A 16460-nucleotide genomic window follows, 5' to 3' on the forward strand; every position below is an offset into this window, starting at 1 on the left:
GCCGCTTTATCTACATGAATGAAGAATTTACATAACAATATTCTTGCAGCGCATAAGGCGCTTGCATTAAATTGGCGCCTTGCTCAAAAGTTGGTGTTCACCAGACATCCCAGAGATGCGGCCGCCGCCGCTGTCAGCTCGGAAGACAGCCAGGGCAGAGCCAGTGACGCCAGGGTGGAGAAACATCCGCTCGCGCTGCTGCACCATGACGGTGCAGACAATGCCAGCGCCGAATATAAGCCGGAGACAGCTTGGAAGACAGATTTCGCAATTCTTTTTTTAAACTTCTGGGAAACAACATGATCAAGATGTCCAAGATGCACCAGCGTTTATGCGCCAAAAGCGCTGCCATGCTGGCACTGTCCGCTGCCTTGCCTATCGGCTCGGCTTACGCTGATGAAGTCGCTGCTGATACGACGCCTGCCGCCAGCCAGCTGGAAACCGTGACCGTGACGGCGCAGCGCCGCAAGGAAAATATTCGCGACGTACCGGTTTCCGTCTCGCTGTTGCGCGACGAGAAGCTCGACGTGCTGGTGTCCGGCGGTCAAGATATCCGCGTGCTGGCCGGCAAAGTGCCTAGCCTGAATGTGGAATCGTCGAACGGCCGCACTTTCCCCCGCTTCTACATCCGCGGCTATGGCAATACCGACTTCAATATCTTTGCATCGCAACCTGTTTCCCTGATTTACGACGATGTCGTGCAAGAAAACCCGATTCTCAAGGGCTATCCGATTTTTGACGTGGCTGGCGTGGAAGTGCTGCGCGGTCCGCAAGGCACCCTGTTCGGTCGCAATACGCCTGCCGGCGTGGTCAAGTTCGAATCGGCCAAGCCGAACCTGGACAAGGTTGAGGGCTATTACAACGTTTCTACCGCCACGCACAACACCAGCAATGTCGATGGCGCCGTCAACGTGCCGCTGAGCAAAGAATGGGCCATGCGTGTCTCGACCCTGCGCCAGCACCGCGACGACTACGTCGACAACACCTTCACGGGCCAGAAAAACGCGCTGGACGGCTACAACGAACACGCCGAACGCGTGCAATTGATGTATGCACCGAACACCACGTTTAACGCCCTGTTCAATGTGCATCAGCGCAGCACCACGGGTAGCGCGCGCGTGTTCTTCGCCAATGCCATCAAGCTTGGCACGAATGACCTGGTCGACGGTTTCGATCCGACCAAATCCTACACCGATGCCCTGAACTTCCAGGAGCTGCGCACCAACGGCGCCAGCGCTCGCCTGAGCTGGGAACTCGACGGCGTCAAGCTGTACTCGATCACCGGTTTTGAACGCGTGGGCAAGTATGTGTCGCACGGCGACATCGACGGTGGCGCACCAGGCATGGTGCCAAAGATTCCATTCCCGGTGGAAACGGCTGGCGGCATCAGCAGCGTGAAACAATACTCGCAAGAATTCCGCGCCGAATCGAAGAATGCCGGTCCGCTCAATTGGCAGGCTGGCGTGTACTACTTCAATGAAGATGCCAACGGTTTCACCGACAACTTCAATGCCGACACGCATGTGCTGACCACGCACCTGGCCAGCCGCCAAAAGAACTCGGCCTGGGCAACGTTTGGTTCGGTCAACTACGCCGTCAATGATGACTTCATGCTGCGCGCCGGTTTGCGCTACACCAAGGACAAGAAAGATTTCAACACGGTGCAACCGAGCAGCGCCCCGCAAGCCAACCCGACCAGCGCCGATGTCAGCAAGGCCAAGGTCAACTGGGACTTGAGCGGCACGTATAAGTACAACAAGGACGTGAACTTCTACGCCCGTATCGCTACAGGTTTCCGCGCACCAAGTATTGCCCCAGCCAGCGCAAACGTACCCGTGACGGTGGCTGATGCGGAAACCATCACCTCGTTCGAAACCGGCGTCAAGGCCGACCTGTTCAACCGTCGCGCCCGCGTTGCTTTCAGCGTGTATGACTATCAGGTGAAGAATCAGCAGCTGACGGTGGTTGGCGGTACGTCGAACATCACGCGGTTGATCAATGCAGCCAAGACGAATGGCCGTGGCGCAGAACTGGAACTGGAAGGTTTTGTCACGCCTAGCCTGAAGATGTCGCTGGGCGGCAGCTACAACTTCACGGAAATCAAGGATCCATCGCTGTCAGTGGCTACGTGCCGCAGCTGCACCGTGACCGATCCGCTGACCACCGGCAACCGTGCCATCATCGACGGCAATCCATTGCCGCAAGCGCCAAAGTGGACGATCACCGCCACGGGCCGCTATTCGATCCCGATGGAAAATGGCGAATTCTTCGTCTTCACGGACTGGGCTTACCGCAGCAAGATCAATTTCTTCCTGTATGAGTCTACCGAGTTCACCGGCAAGGCGATGGTCGAAGGTGGCTTGCGAGTAGGTTACACCTGGGATGCCGGCAAGTATGAAGTGGCCGCTTTTGGCCGCAACATCACCGATACCCAGCGCATCACGGGTGCCATCGACTTCAACAACCGCACGGGCTTCATCAATGAGCCACGTCAATTTGGTGTGCAATTTAAAGGCAACTTCTAATTGCCCGATACCAGGCGCCGGCCATGTGCTGGCGCTTGTATTGCTACCCGCCCGGTTCGCGCCGTGGCGGGTTTTTTTTATGTGCGTACGGGAAGTTGCGCCAGCCGCTGCGCCCAGGCGGGAACGGCTTGCCGCCAGAAGTCGTCCACGTTCTCGGCGCGCACGTCGAGACCAAGGAAGCGAGCGGCCGGCAGCAGTGCCGACCCCAGCAGTTCGGCGGCGTGGGTGCCCGTATCGAAGGCGAGCGCACCCGTTTGCTTTGAGAGTTTCTCGCCGCTGTCATTGTTGACGACGGGCACGTGTAGAAAGCCCGGATGCTGCAAGCCCAGCAGCTCTTGCAGATACAGCTGGCGCGGCGTGGAATCGAGCAAGTCGGCACCGCGCACCACCTGCGTGATGCCTTGCACGCCATCGTCGACCACCACGGCCAACTGGTAGGCCCAGTAACCATCGCCGCGCAGCACGATGAAGTCGCCCACTTCGCCAGCCAGGTCCTGCTGCTGCGCACCATGCCAGCGGTCGGCAAAGCCATACACGGCTTGCGGCCCCTCTGGAACGCGCAACCGCCGGGCCCGCGCCGCCTTGCCCGCCGCCAAGCCATGGCGGCAAGTGCCCGGATACACGGCAGCGCCGTGCTTGTGCATACCGGCCTGCAGCACTGAATCGTGGATCTCCTTGCGCGAACAGCCGCACGCATACACGAGGCCAGCGTCCTGCAAGCGCTTTAGCGCCGCCTGGTACAGCGGCAGCCTGCGGCTCTGCCACGTCGCCTCGCCATCCCACGTCATGCCGCAGCGTTGCAGGGTGGCCAGGATCGCCATGTCGGCACCCTCGACATTGCGGTCATAGTCCAGATCCTCGATGCGCAGCAGCCACGTGCCGCGATGCACCTTCGCATCGAGATAACTGGCCATGGCGGCAACGAGCGAGCCCATGTGCAGGGGACCGGAGGGAGAGGGGGCGAAGCGGCCGATGTAGGGAGCGATCGTTGAGGTCATGCGGTGCGTGTGGCTGGTAGTGACAGGTGCTGATGGTTTATTGCTCAGGGTGGCGAGCTTAGGTGTTTAGTTTCGTGCGATCATATTCCTCGTCGCAGCATGGCCCTGTTCCGGGCCAAAGCTGTGCTTGACGAGTTGATCGGCGGTTTGCCACCGAGATCGTCCCACCAGTTTCAGCACATCGCATAAACTTCAGTCCATGAGCTCACGCATTCATCCCCAAGCCCGCACCACCCCAAAGATCCGGCAGGAAATCAAGGACTCCGGACTGTCCGACCGCGAGGCCGCCAAGGTCTTCAATATTACGCGTGCCACGGCTGCCAAGTGGCTCAAGCGGGACGATGTGCAAGACCGTTCGCACCGAGCCCATACGCTGCATACGACCCTGAGCGCGACGCAGGAGGCCATCGTGCTGTCACTGCGCCAATCGCTCTATCTGCCGCTCGACGACCTGCTGTACATTACCCGGCAATACATCAATCCCGACGTCTCGCGCTCGGGCATTGCCCGTTTACTCAAGCGCGAAGGCATGGCCCGCCTGGAAGACGTCATTCCCAAGGCCGAGGGAGAAACGATCTCGGCCAAGAAGACCTTCAAGGACTACGAACCCGGCTTTGTTCACGTCGACATCAAATACTTGCCGCAGATGCCAGACGAAACCTCGCGCCGCTATCTGTTCGTGGCCATCGACCGCGCCACGCGTTGGGTGTTCCTGCATATCTACGGTGACATGACAGACAAAAGCAGCGTCGACTTCCTACGCCGGCTCAAACTGGCCTCGCCGATCAAAATCACCAAACTGCTGACTGACAACGGTTCGCAATTCACCGACCGCTTCACAACAAAGGACAGGAAGCCCAGTGGCCAGCACGCCTTCGATAAAGTCTGCGCTGCCATGAGCATCGAACACCGTCTGGCACCGCCTCGGCATCCGCAAACGAATGGCATGGTCGAACGATTCAACGGCCGTATCAGCGAATTGTTGCAGCAAACTCGATTCGACAGCCGGGCCGACCTGGAGAAGACCTTGCTCAACTATTTAAAGCTTTACAACCACCACATTCCACAACGGGCCATCGGTGCCAAAACACCCATCCAGGCTCTCAAAGAATGGCAGCACAAGAAGCCGGGTCTATTCGTGAAGCGCGTTTATGATCAAACGGGACTGGACACCTAGCCCATCCGTCAGCTCGCGCGGCGTGCCCAGGTGGTCGCAGTGGTAGTGGGTGATGCGGTCGTGTGCTGCCGCGCCGTCGGCTGTCGCCTGGATGCGCTGCCATGCCGAAGCATGCAGCGTTTCGGTGTCCGTTTGTTCTTGCGCAATCGCTGCCTGCAGTTCGGCGTCGTGCCGCGTGGCGGGTAAATCCCATTGCGCGACGCGCGGCAGGTGGGCCGTGCTTGCCTGGCGAGAGGCTTGCGAACTGATCCTGGCCAGCGGCACAAAGCTGTCCGGCTCGTACAGATATGTGACCGTTTCTTCGTGCCCAAGTTCCTGTGCCAGCGTGTCGCCATCCCAGACGAAGAAGCTGATGCTGCTACCGCAGTTGCCGGGCTGGTCCTTGGTGATGTTTTGTTGCTTGTTCCAGCGTGCATCCTCGACGCGTTTGGCGATGCGGCGGCTGAACGCGTCATAGAAATAGTGGGCGCGGTGGCGTGACTGGCGTTTCGTCCTGGTAGCGTGGCTGAGGCGGTTTTCGGCGTCGTATTGCAGCGTCAAATCACTCCAGGTCGACTCCCTGCCCGGCGGATGGAAGCGCTTGCTGGTGGCATTGCCTTGCTCGTCGTAATCGTATTCCGTATCGCCGTAGCATTTCAGTACGTTGCCGGGCGCGGGCGCCGTGTCGAGCAGATTGCCTGCCGGATCGAAGGCGAAGTGTTCGGCCAGGCCCGGTTGCACGGCGGACAGTAGCTGGCCGACGGGGTCATAGGTATAGCTGAGTTTGCCGAGCGGGCCGGCAGCGGTGGCGCCTGTTTGAAAAATGGTGCTCAGCTTGCCTTGCGCATCGTATTCGAAGCGGCGCTCGCGCACGGGGGCGGGCGCGTCGGCGCCACGCGCCAGGGTCAGCTGCGTGAGGCGCGATTGCGGGTCGTACTGGCGTGTGGCGAGCAAACCGCTGCTACCGAGCTGCCGCTGCTTTTCGCGGTGCAGCTTGTCGCGCTCGACATCGACCACGGCCTTGCCTTGCCACAGCACGCCATGCCAGTGGCCGGAACCGTAGCGCAAGGTGTCGATGCGGCGTCCGTTCGGCAGGACCGTCTGGATACGGTTGCCCAGCTCATCATAGGCGTGCGTCATGACGAAGTTGGCATCCGGCACGCGCGGGGCGTTGGGCAGCCTGCCGGCGTCGGGCAGGGATTGCAGGAAATATGCGCTGCGTTCTTCGGTCAACTGGCCCAGGGCATCGTGGACAAAGCGCTGTTCCGCTTGCGGCGCGGATACGGCCGTCAGACGGCCCAGCGCATCGTAGGCGTAGCGCACCACGCCGTCCGCCGTGGTCTTGACTTGCAACAAACCGAGTGCGTCGCGCAGCAGCTGCGTGCGCTGGCTGCCGCACTCGCTGGCGGTGAGGTTGCCGGACTGGTCATAGCTGTATTGCGTGCGCTTGCCGTCGAAGCCCGTTTCCGACGTCAGCCAGCCTTCCGCGTGATACGCGAGCTGGTAGCTTTCGCCCTTGGCGTTGATCAATTCCGTCAGTTGCAGCGCGCTATCGTAGCGATACTGCAAGGCCTGGCCGACGGCGTCCGTGCGCTCCACGGGCAAGCCCTGGCCGTTGTAGCGGTAGCGCGTCTGCTGGCCGGCGCCATCCACGTGCAAGACCAGATTGCCGTCTGCATCGTAGGCGTAGTGTTCGCGTGTTTTGTCTGGTGCGATGAGCCCGGTCAGGCGGCCAAGGCCATCGTACTCATAGCTGCTGACGTGGCCCATGGCATCGCGTGCAGCCGTCAATTTTCCCTGCTTGTCGTAGCTGTACTCGCTGCTGTTGCCGGAGCAATCCGTGTAGCTGGTCAGCCAGCCCTGGCGCTTGTACTGGAAATGCTTGCTGCCGCCCTTGGCGTCGATCAGTTCCACCAGCTGGCCGCGCTGGTCGTAGCGGTAGCGCGTGACGTGGCCCAGCGCATCCGTGATGCTGACGGGACGACCTGCTGCATCGTATTCGCGCAAGTTGGTGTTGCCCAGCGCATCCGTGAAGGCGACGGGCTGGTTCCAGTCATCGTATGCGACGCTGCTGGCGTATCCCTTGGCATCGGTGCTGCGGATCAGGTTGCCTGCTGCATCGTAGACGTAGCGCGTGGCGGCGCCGTTGGCGTCGATGTCGGCCAGCAGCATGCCATCGCGGTCCCACTCGCGCCGGCCCAGCGAGGCGGCCTTGCCATCGATGATGCGGCTTACCTCGGTGACCAGCCAGTTGGCGTCAAAGGTGTATTCGAGAATGCCGCCGTTTTCCGTGACGCGGCTGGTGTCGTTGTCCACGTAATCGATGCGTGTGTACTCGCTGCCATCGCACGCCCGGGTGGCGGTGGCGCGTGCCTGGTAGCTGTTGGCGATGGTGACGGGATGGCGCTGCGCCAGTTCCTGCTCGCTTAGTGGGGAGCCACTCCAGCGCTCGCGCAGCGCGTCCAGGCTGACCCAATCCAGCTCGTAGCTAAAACCCGTATAGCTGCTGCATGAGGTGAGCAGGTGGTGACGATAGCTGTAATGGCGCGTGTCACCCAGCGCATTCGACTGGCTGAGCAGGTTGTAGCGGGGCGCGAAGGGCGGCTGGGTATCGGTCGTCTCAAGGGCATAGGCGTAGCGGACGTGGCAGAGGCGGCTGCCGTCGGCAAATACCTCGTCGATGCTGGCGATGTGGATGGCCTTTTCCTCAGCGCCACGCATGGCTTCGAGCACGCTGCCATCATCGCTGCGCAGGCGCAGCAGCACTGCGCCCGGTTTGGCATCCATGCATCGCTCGATGCTGATGCCGCGCCCATCGCGCCCTTCGCTACGCACGAGGGCAAAGCGCTGCATGGCGACGGGAGCGGACGGGGCCAGCATGGCGTTGACGCCGTCGTAGCCGTGCGGCAGCGAGCCGCTTTCAGCGCGCGCGTAGCGGTCGACGCTGCCGTCGCGCCACAGCACGGTAAAGGTGTCGGCGCCGTCGCGCGTCAGCGTAAAACCTTCCTTGCGGCTGTCGTGTTGCTGGCCCGGTTTCAGGCCAGGCAGGCGCAGGGCGCGGCCGCTGTCGTCGTGCACCACGATGCCTGCATCGCACAGCGACAGGCTGGTGGTGTAGGGCGTGGACCAGCGCGCGCCCAGCAAACCCCAGTCTTCGCATTCGGCGCCGGAGCGGTAGCAACGCGTCCAGGCGATGGGTATGGCGCCTTCCAGGGCGAAATCGGTCTGGTACAAGATTTCCTGCCCCGTGCCGAAATGCACGGGCTTGAGGCCTTTGACGGGTTTTTTTGCGGGGCCGCTATCTTTTGGGCAGCAATCGGACGGCGGCTCCGATTTCGGTTCCTTCTTGCCCCGGCTCTTGCCGTCGTCGCCGCCGTTTTTTGGGGGAGGTTGGTCGAGTTTTGGGGGCGGCCTGTCCGGTTTTTTGCCGACTAGCTTGTCCTTGACCTGCTTGACGCTCGGCGCCGCTTTTTTACCGAGGAACTTGCTCAGCATTTTTCCGCCTGGAATCTTGCTGAAGACCGCCGTTTGTAGCAATGTATCTGCCGCATGCATGACGATGTCTGAGGCGGTATTGATCAAGTCAGGTGTTTTGCCTGTCAATAGGTAGTCGGCCGCCTGATCAAACACCGTGGCCGAGGCTTGCACTGCGGTTCCACTGGCAACGGTCGCCGTGCCGGTAACAGCGCCCGTTGCTGCCGCTGTTTCCATCGCGGCAGCTGCCGGCAGGCCAATGCCCGTTGCCGCCACGCCCAATCCGGCGACTCCCAGCACCGCGCTGCCTGTCAAGATGGTGCCGCCCGCGTCCACCAGGTCTTCGGCGGCGCCATGCATTTTTTTGGAGCCATGATCCTTGTAGTCTTGCACCGCTTCCCGTATCGCCGCCTTCAGTTCCTTGAGCACGGGCTTGGCCGCCTCTGCGCCTCGCTCATAAATCTTGCCCACGGTATTGCGCGAATTCATCCATACTTCGCGCCCCATCTGCACTAAATTAGCACCGTTGGCGCGGTGGATGGCGCTGGCGACCTTGGTGTCGACCTGCTTGCCGACGGTACCGCTCTTGACGCCGCCCGCCTTGCCGGCCGCGTCGCCCTTGACGGCGGGAATGATGCTGCGCTGGTGCAGGATGACGGGTTCGCTGTGCGACTTGACGTTGGGCGAGGCGTTCTGTGCTTCAGCAAATTCACCGATGATGCTGTAGGGAATAGGCGGCGTGCTGGAGCCGACGGGCGTCTTGCAGATGTCTGGGCTGAGGCTGACGCAATAGAAACGCGAAGCTTTGGTGACGGTTTCATTTGTCATTGTTTTTACCTTGCTCTGCCGCCTTGCCCAGCGCTTCCTGCGCCTGTTCCAGCAGTTCGATGCGGGAGATTTGTGCCGCCTCCGTCAGGTGCAGCAGGCGCGACGCGACTTGGCCCGCGTCGGCCGGTACGATGGCGCGCCACACCAGTTCCACGCTGGCCGCCTCAGGATCGAGCAGCACCGTGTCGATGGCCAGGCGCCAGACGAGCAACTGGTCGTTCTTGTCTGCCAGCAGCAGGCACAGTACTTGTTGGGGCAGCGCGAAGCGCAGCACGGTGTTGCCGCGCGAGTCGATGCGGGCCGAGCGATGGTCGTGGCGGCACAGATTGGTCAGCGTAAATTGCTCCTGTCCCGCCAGGTACGGACATTGCTGGTCCGGAGGCGTGCTGTTCCAGTAGGCGAAATCGAAGTCTTCCGGCAGGGCGGGGACTTCATCGGCATCCCATTTTTCCTTGACGATGATGCTGCCTGCCAGCGCGCGGCGCGGCAGCCAGCCTCGGCCGATAGCGGCCAAGCCCGCCGGCGCGGGCAGCGCCTTGCCGCCCGCGCCTTGCCAGAACTGGGCGGCCGTGCATGGCAGAGATGCATCCGTGATCGATGGTTGTGTGATACGGGGCGCTGGCACCTCATTGATCTGTTTCGCATCCAGGTACCAGTGCCGCACAAAACCCCTCCCCAGCGGATTGGCCTGGCAAGAATCGTGTTGCGCCGCGTGGCAGTCATCGGCCTCGATGCGGCATTGGCCGCCATGGGCATATGCATAGTGCAGCGGCAATTGCAGGAACGCTTCCGGCGCCGACAAGTGCCATGGATTGGGCCGCAGCAAACCCACGGTGGCGATGCGGGCGCAGCCTTGCGCCAGGCGCGTGAGCACGGCTTTCTTGCGGAAGGCGCGCTCGCCACTTACTTGCAAAGTCTTGTCGATCAGGATTTTCTTTTCTGACTGTACCTTCAAGTTGACGAGAAATTGTGGCATCGCCTGCCCGCGTGGTGCGTGCGCCACGCCATTGACGATCACGTCGCAGCGTGGCTTGTACGGTGCGAAGTCGCTTTCCTGCATGGTGCCTGCCTGCGTGTCGCCGCCCAGGTGCTGGTCTTGCGTGGCCAACGGCGACTGACGCGCCATGGGCTGCAGGCTGGCCAGGCCGTCCGCGCCGCAGGGGCCCAAGGTGTAGCCCATGCGCGCTACCACCACATGAAATGCCGTGCCAAACTGGTCGACCATGTCGAATTGGCAGGCCGCGTGCGGCGTGCGGTTATCGAAGAGCAGGTTGGGGATGTTGAAATGGGCTGTGCCGGCGTCATTCATCGTCAGCCCGGATTGTTGTCGATATCGTCGCCATGGACCTGCACCTTGGACCTGCCGCGGATGATGATTTCATCGGCAACCAGTTCGATGCGTCCCGGCGTGATGGTGATGCTGGACGTGCCCACCGTCATCGTGTGCGAATCGGTGGCCGTGAGCGTGCTGTCGGCGCCGACGATGACGCTTTTCGCCAGGCCGATCTGCTCGGCCTGCGCCAGCACTACGGTGGTGTTCATGGCGCCGATGACGGTGGTCTGGTAGGCCGCGCCTATGGTCAGCACCTTGGCCAGGCCGATCGTTTCGTCCTTGGCCAGGGTCACCCGTTCCGAACGGTGGCCGTCGATCTGCACCTGCTCGTTGCCGCCCACGTGTTCGCGGCGGTTGTCGCCGATGTCGATGTGTTCTTCATGGTCGACGCGCTCACGGCGGTTGTTGTGCACGGTGATGTCTTCATCGTGGCCCACCGTTTCCGTGCGGTCGCGCTTGATGTGCACGGTTTCATCGCGATCGACAGTCTTTTTCCGGTCATTGCCGACCCAGTGCGATTCGTCATGCTCGACTTCGATGCGCTGGTCTTTTTCCGCATGCAGCCATAGTTCTTCCGCATCCTTGCGGTCTTCAAAGCGCAAGGCGTTGGCGTGTGCGCTGGAGCCCTTCTTCGAGGAACGGCTCAGCATGCCGCTTTGCGTCTTGTTCGCTGGCAAGTCCCATGGCGGCATATTGCGCGCGTTGTAGACGCAGCCGATGATGATGGGCATGGCGACGTTGCCGTCGAGAAATTGCACGGCCACTTCCATGCCCACCCGGGGCAGGCTGATGTGGCCGAAGTTTGGGCCGGCCCAGTTCGATATCACGCGTATCCACGGCGAACTTTTGTCGTCGAAGCTGCCCAGGCGGTCCCAATGGAATTGCACTTTGACTCTTCCGTAACCGTCCGTATGGATTTCCTCGCCGGGCGGCCCGACGACGGTGGCCGTCTGCACGCCGTAGATCTTCGGCTCGCGGCTATGAAAATGGCGGCCGGGGCGCCAGGGAGTGGCGCGGGGGATGCAGCTAAATGTGTTGCTGTAGTGTGAGGTGGCGCCATGCCCTTGCTGATAGTTATTGCTGGCGTAGTGCTGTACGGACAGGATCAGGTATTCGCCAGCGGCTTTGCCCGAAGCTGCACTGTCGAAATGCCCATCCAGGGTGAACCAGCGCCCCGGCTGCGCGGTGCGGTCGTTGCCCTGCGCTTCGAACAGCTGGCCCTGCGCATCAAGCTCTTCCATGCGTCGCTGCGCCAGGGCTTCGCCGTCGTCGATGTTTTTAAAACCATAGCTGCCCGTGGTTTCATACACTTCCAGGGACGGTACAGCGCCTTGCCGGTTCAGCGAGTCGCCGCTGGCGCGGGCGCTGCGCGGATTCTTGAAGTTGAAGCTGGCTAGCGTCATCCGGGCCGAGGCCATGCGCCGCACAGTGCCCCATTGATGCACGCCATCATCTTCCATGGAACCGGCCTGGTGCTGGAAGGGCATGGCGCTCGATGCGCCATCGATGGGCTTGCCGGTGGTGCTGTCGTCGTCCAGCCACAAGGTGTGGCCGTCGTGGCGGTGTTCGTAGCGATAGTGCCAGCCCAGCTGTTCCCAATGGCGGTGCAGCAGGTTGTGGTCGCTCTCGTTGTGCTGGCAAATGTAGGTGATGGCGGGATCCGCGCCGCTGGCGGCCAGCTTATAGTCGCGCATCAGGTAGTCATCGAACACCTTGTCGGTCAGCGCCGCCACCGTCAAGCCGTGGAAGGCGACATTGTTTTGCCGCAAGCGCAAATGCGATAGCCACGGTTCCAGCACCATTTCATAAAAGGCGAAGCCGCCATCCGTGCGCAGGAAGCGAAATTCAAACACATAGCCGTTGAAGTAGCGCAAGCTGCCGTCTTCGCGCACCAGTTCGACGGTCACCATTTTCCCCATCACTTTGTCGAGGGCGATGGCCGCATCATCGGACAGCACTTCCACCACATAGGAAAAATCGCGCGACAGGCTTTCGCTGGCGGCCAGGCTGTTGGCCAGGAACTGGCTGTGGGCTGGCGCATCGCCATACGGAAAATGCAGGCGCAGCAGGCGCTGGCCCTGCATCTCGCCCACTAATGCCGTCCATGCCGCCGTCATCTCGGGGAACTTGCTCATCGCGCATCGCTTCACGGTAGGAATCGTTGAGCGACTGTAGCAATAGCGAACACTAGCGTTTTGCGCAGCCGCAAGCTTCAATCGTTGATTGAAGGCATCAGTTGCATTTCGTAATGCATGTCGTCGCAGTGGCGCGGTGTCGTGCCAATGCCGAGGAAACTGTTGCAGCCGAGTCCAGCGTGTGGCGCGGTCGTCAATGCCAGTCCCCGCACCTCGCTGGCGTGCAGTACCAGCACGATGTCGTAGCGCATGAGCGGCTGGCCGAACAGCATCAGCATGCGCCGCAGCGCTACGCTACCGGGCGCGCGCGGCAGGAAGCTCGCGTGCTGCTGCTTCGTGAGCGGACCGAGGCGCAGGCGCACGGCCAGGTCGGGGCGGCGGCAGCGCTCGCCGATGGTGGCGCGCTGGCCCAGCACGGCATTGGCCATGCCCAGCGCCGTTTGTTCGCGCGGCCCCAGCACGTCCATGCCCCCCGTCGCTTCGTCGATGTGGCAGGGCACGCCGAAGTGCTCGCCGAGGATGCGCGCCATCACGATGGATGAGATGGTGCGCTGCTGGAGCAAGCCCGAGTACAGGCCGATCGCCGCCTCGTCCTGGCGCTGGCCCTGACCCCGACTCGGCTGGCACGCGGCCAGGGCCAGCAGGCGCGACAGGAAGGCGCCGCCGTGGCCGGCGTACTCGATGCGGTATTTTTGCCAGGCCTGGTAAAACAGGGTGACGGCACGGCTGGAAAACAGGTCGAGAAAAGCGCGTGCGCTGGTGTCGCGTTCGCTATGCTGGTGCGCGGCGATGCGTTCCGAATAGTGGCTGGGCAAGCTACCCTGGCAGCCCAGCAGGCCCATGAAGGCGGGCGTGAGGTGGATGTGCTGGTTCTGGCCGGACAGCAGCGCTTGCAGCAAGGCATCGGCATCGGCTATGCCACCTGTCGCCAGCGCCTCGATCTGGCTGGCGGGAAAGCGCAGCGAGACGCTATTGTCGAAGCGTATGATTTTTGCCAGCGCCGTGTGTTCATCGATGCCGTGTTCGGCCAGCCACGCCAGCAGCAGGCGCAGCGCCTGGAAGCACTCGAAGCGCTGCGGCGCATCGAGCAATTGCTCGATCACGCTGGGGTGGCGTCGGCGCTGCGTTCCGGGCATCGGATGAGTTCCTCGCCGCTGCGCTGCGACAGCAGCGTCAGTTGGCTAAAGCAGTTGAGCTGGCTGTTCAGGGCGAAATAGCGCTGCAGCACTTGGGCAAAAACATAGATGCTGCTGCCGACGAAGGCTTGCTCGTCGATGCCCAGGCGGATGGCGATGCCGGGCATCAGGGTGGGAAACGGCACGGTCGGCATCCAGGCGCGCGTGCTGCCGTGTTCCAGCGTGACGATGCCCTGGATCAGGCGCTGCGTGGTGGGCGAACGGGGCAGGTCGTACAGGCTGAGCATTTTCTGGAACTCACCCAGGCCCGCTTGCGTCAGGCTGGCGTAATTGAGCGACAGGTGCGCAATCAGGCGCCAGTGCGTGTCGGCCAGGAAGCGCATGCTGGGCGTGGGCTTGCGCAGGAAGCGCGCGGGGATGCCGTCGGGCACGTCTTCGGCCAGCAGGTCGCCGCCGGGCAAGCCGTAATGCAATTGCGTGGGCAAGTCGCGGTTGCTGCACAGCAGCTGTGTCGAGACGGTGGCGCAGGCGGCGCTAGTCGGTGAAAATTGCGGGTCAATCAGGCAGAGGCGCATTTCATGACCGGGACTGATGGCTGCCACGGTTTCGTCGCGGCGCGCCAGCCAATATTGGCCATGATCTTGGCCACGGTCTTTGCCACGGTCTTTGCCATATTCCCGGCCCTGCTCGGCCTGGGCGCCTCGCAGCGAAGCATATAGCGGCAAGAAGGTGCTCAGGCGCTCGCCCGCCTCATCCTTGCGCAGCACGGTGACGGCCTCGATGCTGTGGATGTCGTAGGCAAACGCATGCGTGGCATCGGCCAGCAGGGCGTAGTCGGGCTCGGTATGCGTGAGGCGGATCGGCACGCCGGACTTGGCAAACAGGTTGACGACGGGCGTGCAGCCAAACAAGAGGTTGTTGCCGCTGACGCCGGCCAACAGCCGCGCCTCGTGGCTGTCGCTGCGCACGCCCTGCAGCGTCAGGTGCAAGGTGAACTGGCGGCACTGTTTTGGCAGCAAGGGCGCCAGCAGTGACCAGGCGATATCGATGAAATGAAACTTTTCCGGGAAGGCGAAATACTCGGTCAGCAGACGCAGTGCCGGATGCGAACGGGCGGAAATGGGGATCAGCGCATCGTCTTGCGCATAGCCGGCCGGCGTCAGCGGCGTGCCATCGACGGCCAGCCACGGGCTGTGATCGTCCAGCGCGACGTAGGCGCCCGCGCCGCGCAGGAACAGGGCGTCGAGCAGGGCCGCGCGCACGGACGGTTCGCCATCGGCAAACAGGCGCAGGCTGGAAAAGCCGGCCTGGTCCAAGTGGTAGTTGTCGCTGCTACTGCTGAATTGAATGCTGAGCAGGGCGCTGGTGCCAGCGGACAGGCGCAGGCCGGGCGGCGCGTCGATAAGCGGCGAAAAATGCAGGCGAGAAATGACCAGCGGCGCCAGAGTCACGTCATATGCACTGGTGAACTTGCAAGCCACGCCTTGTACCGGCTGCGAGCGCAGCAGCGTGCCGCGCGGGATATGCACAAGCTGGGCCAACTGGCCGCCGCCCGCTGCTTCATCGGCAGCGATGCGCACGATGGAGCATGAGGGAAATGGTCGCAGGTAGTGCGGGTACAGGGTGTCGAGCAGGGCGTGGGTAAATTGCGGATAGGCGTCGTCGAGGCGCTTGGCGACTCTGGCCGTGAGCAGGGCGACGGATTGGATCAGGCGCTCGACATGCGGATCTTCGCAGCTGTCGCCGGCGATCAGCAGGCGCCCGGCCGCTTTCGGGTAGCGGCTGGAAAACTCGCGCGTGTACTGGCGAAACAGGCCCAGTTCACGCTCGTAATACGGCAATAGTTGTTCCACGGTCGCGCTCTCGGCCAGCAGGAAAGCTTCATGCTGGCATCAGGCGCGCGCGTGGATGTTGACGCGTGACAATGATTCTTAGAAATGGTACTCCGCGCGTATCATCGGCGTCTTCGCCGTCTGGCCCACATTGCCCGTGGTGGTGGCCGCGTTGCCGAACTTGTTCTTCCAGTACTGGTATTCCAGGCCCACGCGGAAGGTGTTCTTGGCGCTACCGAGGGCCGCACCCACGTCGTACATTACTTGCATGTCAATATTCGTTTCCACCGCCGTGTCGCGTCCCACTTCATCCTTGCCTTTTGCATCGATGAGGTTAAAGAAACCTTCGAACGAGAACAGCGGCGACAGGGGGATGGCCCAGGCACCTGCCAGCATGGCGTGCGTTTTAAACGTGTAGCGGCCGCTTACTTGCGAGATAGGCGGGAAGGCGCCACTAGGGGCGTTGCTTTCACGCAGCAACAGCAGGCTGGTGTTGAAGAAGCCGGGCACGTCCCACATCAGGGTAGGGCCGGCCACCAGCATGCGCTTGCGCGAGTTGTAGCCAACGTCATTTTTCGTGTTGACATCAAAACCCAGGGTGACGCCGACACCGCGCACGGGGCCGAACTTGATGTCGCTACCGCGCACCTTGCCGATGTCGATGGTGTTGCGGTACACCAGGTAGGCCTCTTGCGCGCCGGAAGTCTTGCCCAGCGCACCCGGATCCTTGCTGTCGGACATGAGGAAATCGAGATTGACGAAGTTGCTGCCGTATTTGTAGCCGCTGGCATGCGTGATGGCAAAGATGTTTTTCTTGATGTCGTTCGGATTGAACGGCTCGCGGTAGTCATTGCCGGCGCGCCAGCTCAGCGCGGTATCGCTCCAATCGGCAGCCTGGGCGGTCGCGCCCATGCCGAGGGTGGTAGTGAGGCAGAGCAACAGACACGGTATGGTTTTTGGCACTTTCGGCTCCTGATGGCGGTGTTGAAAAATGGTAACTAATGATGGCAGGGCGCGTAGTGCGCAGGAAGCGATGCGATGGG

At 62.0% G+C, this 16460-nt stretch carries 10 protein-coding genes; 3 read left to right on the forward strand and 7 right to left on the reverse strand.

The features are described from left to right. Nucleotides 1–18 precede the first annotated feature (18 nt). Nucleotides 19–303 (forward strand): hypothetical protein, encoded by a 285-nt coding sequence (locus tag H4V96_RS04070; protein WP_010395356.1) that lies wholly within the window; start codon nt 19–21, stop codon nt 301–303. After that, the gene (locus H4V96_RS04075) at nt 300–2525 is read left to right on the forward strand and encodes a TonB-dependent receptor (protein WP_196855363.1); all 2226 of its coding nucleotides are present in this window, start codon (nt 300–302) and stop codon (nt 2523–2525) included. Before H4V96_RS04070 ends, H4V96_RS04075 begins: the two co-directional genes overlap by 4 nt. A 77-nt stretch (nt 2526–2602) precedes the next feature. Here the strand turns inward: H4V96_RS04075 and gluQRS are convergent, their stop codons facing one another. Further along, complete coding sequence (gluQRS, locus tag H4V96_RS04080) at nt 2603–3523, reverse strand: tRNA glutamyl-Q(34) synthetase GluQRS (protein ID WP_196855362.1); 921 nt, start codon at nt 3521–3523, stop codon at nt 2603–2605. A 199-nt stretch (nt 3524–3722) separates the two neighbouring features. Between gluQRS and H4V96_RS04085 the strand changes: the two genes are divergently transcribed. Beyond that, nucleotides 3723–4700, forward strand: a complete 978-nt coding sequence (locus H4V96_RS04085) for an IS481 family transposase (protein WP_196855361.1) — start codon at nt 3723–3725, stop codon at nt 4698–4700. Here H4V96_RS04085 and H4V96_RS04090 read toward each other — a convergent pair. The 6 genes from H4V96_RS04090 to H4V96_RS04115 all read right to left on the reverse strand — a co-directional run bounded on the left by H4V96_RS04090 (nt 4656) and on the right by H4V96_RS04115 (nt 16329). Continuing rightward, complete coding sequence (locus tag H4V96_RS04090; protein WP_280720713.1) at nt 4656–8981, reverse strand: PAAR-like domain-containing protein; 4326 nt, start codon at nt 8979–8981, stop codon at nt 4656–4658. The genes H4V96_RS04085 and H4V96_RS04090 overlap by 45 nt on opposite strands. Beyond that, entirely contained in the window at nt 8971–10290 is a 1320-nt protein-coding gene (locus H4V96_RS04095) for a DUF2169 domain-containing protein (protein ID WP_196855359.1), read from the reverse strand. The genes H4V96_RS04090 and H4V96_RS04095 overlap by 11 nt, the downstream gene beginning before the upstream one ends. Before the next feature lie 2 nt (nt 10291–10292). Next, complete coding sequence (gene tssI, locus H4V96_RS04100; protein WP_280720714.1) at nt 10293–12449, reverse strand: type VI secretion system tip protein TssI/VgrG; 2157 nt, start codon at nt 12447–12449, stop codon at nt 10293–10295. A gap of 77 nt (nt 12450–12526) precedes the next feature. Then, nucleotides 12527–13585: a type VI secretion system baseplate subunit TssG gene (tssG, locus tag H4V96_RS04105; protein WP_196855357.1), complete on the reverse strand. Its 1059-nt coding sequence runs from the start codon at nt 13583–13585 to the stop codon at nt 12527–12529. Then, nucleotides 13549–15438: a type VI secretion system baseplate subunit TssF gene (gene tssF / locus H4V96_RS04110; RefSeq protein WP_196855356.1), complete on the reverse strand. Its 1890-nt coding sequence runs from the start codon at nt 15436–15438 to the stop codon at nt 13549–13551. Before tssF ends, tssG begins: the two co-directional genes overlap by 37 nt. Nucleotides 15439–15516: 78 nt before the next feature. Further along, nucleotides 15517–16329, reverse strand: a complete 813-nt coding sequence (locus tag H4V96_RS04115) for a hypothetical protein (RefSeq protein WP_010395374.1) — start codon at nt 16327–16329, stop codon at nt 15517–15519. Nucleotides 16330–16460 lie beyond the last annotated feature (131 nt).

Source organism: Janthinobacterium sp. CG_23.4, from assembly GCF_029892305.1.
GTDB lineage: Bacteria > Pseudomonadota > Gammaproteobacteria > Burkholderiales > Burkholderiaceae_D > Janthinobacterium > Janthinobacterium lividum_D.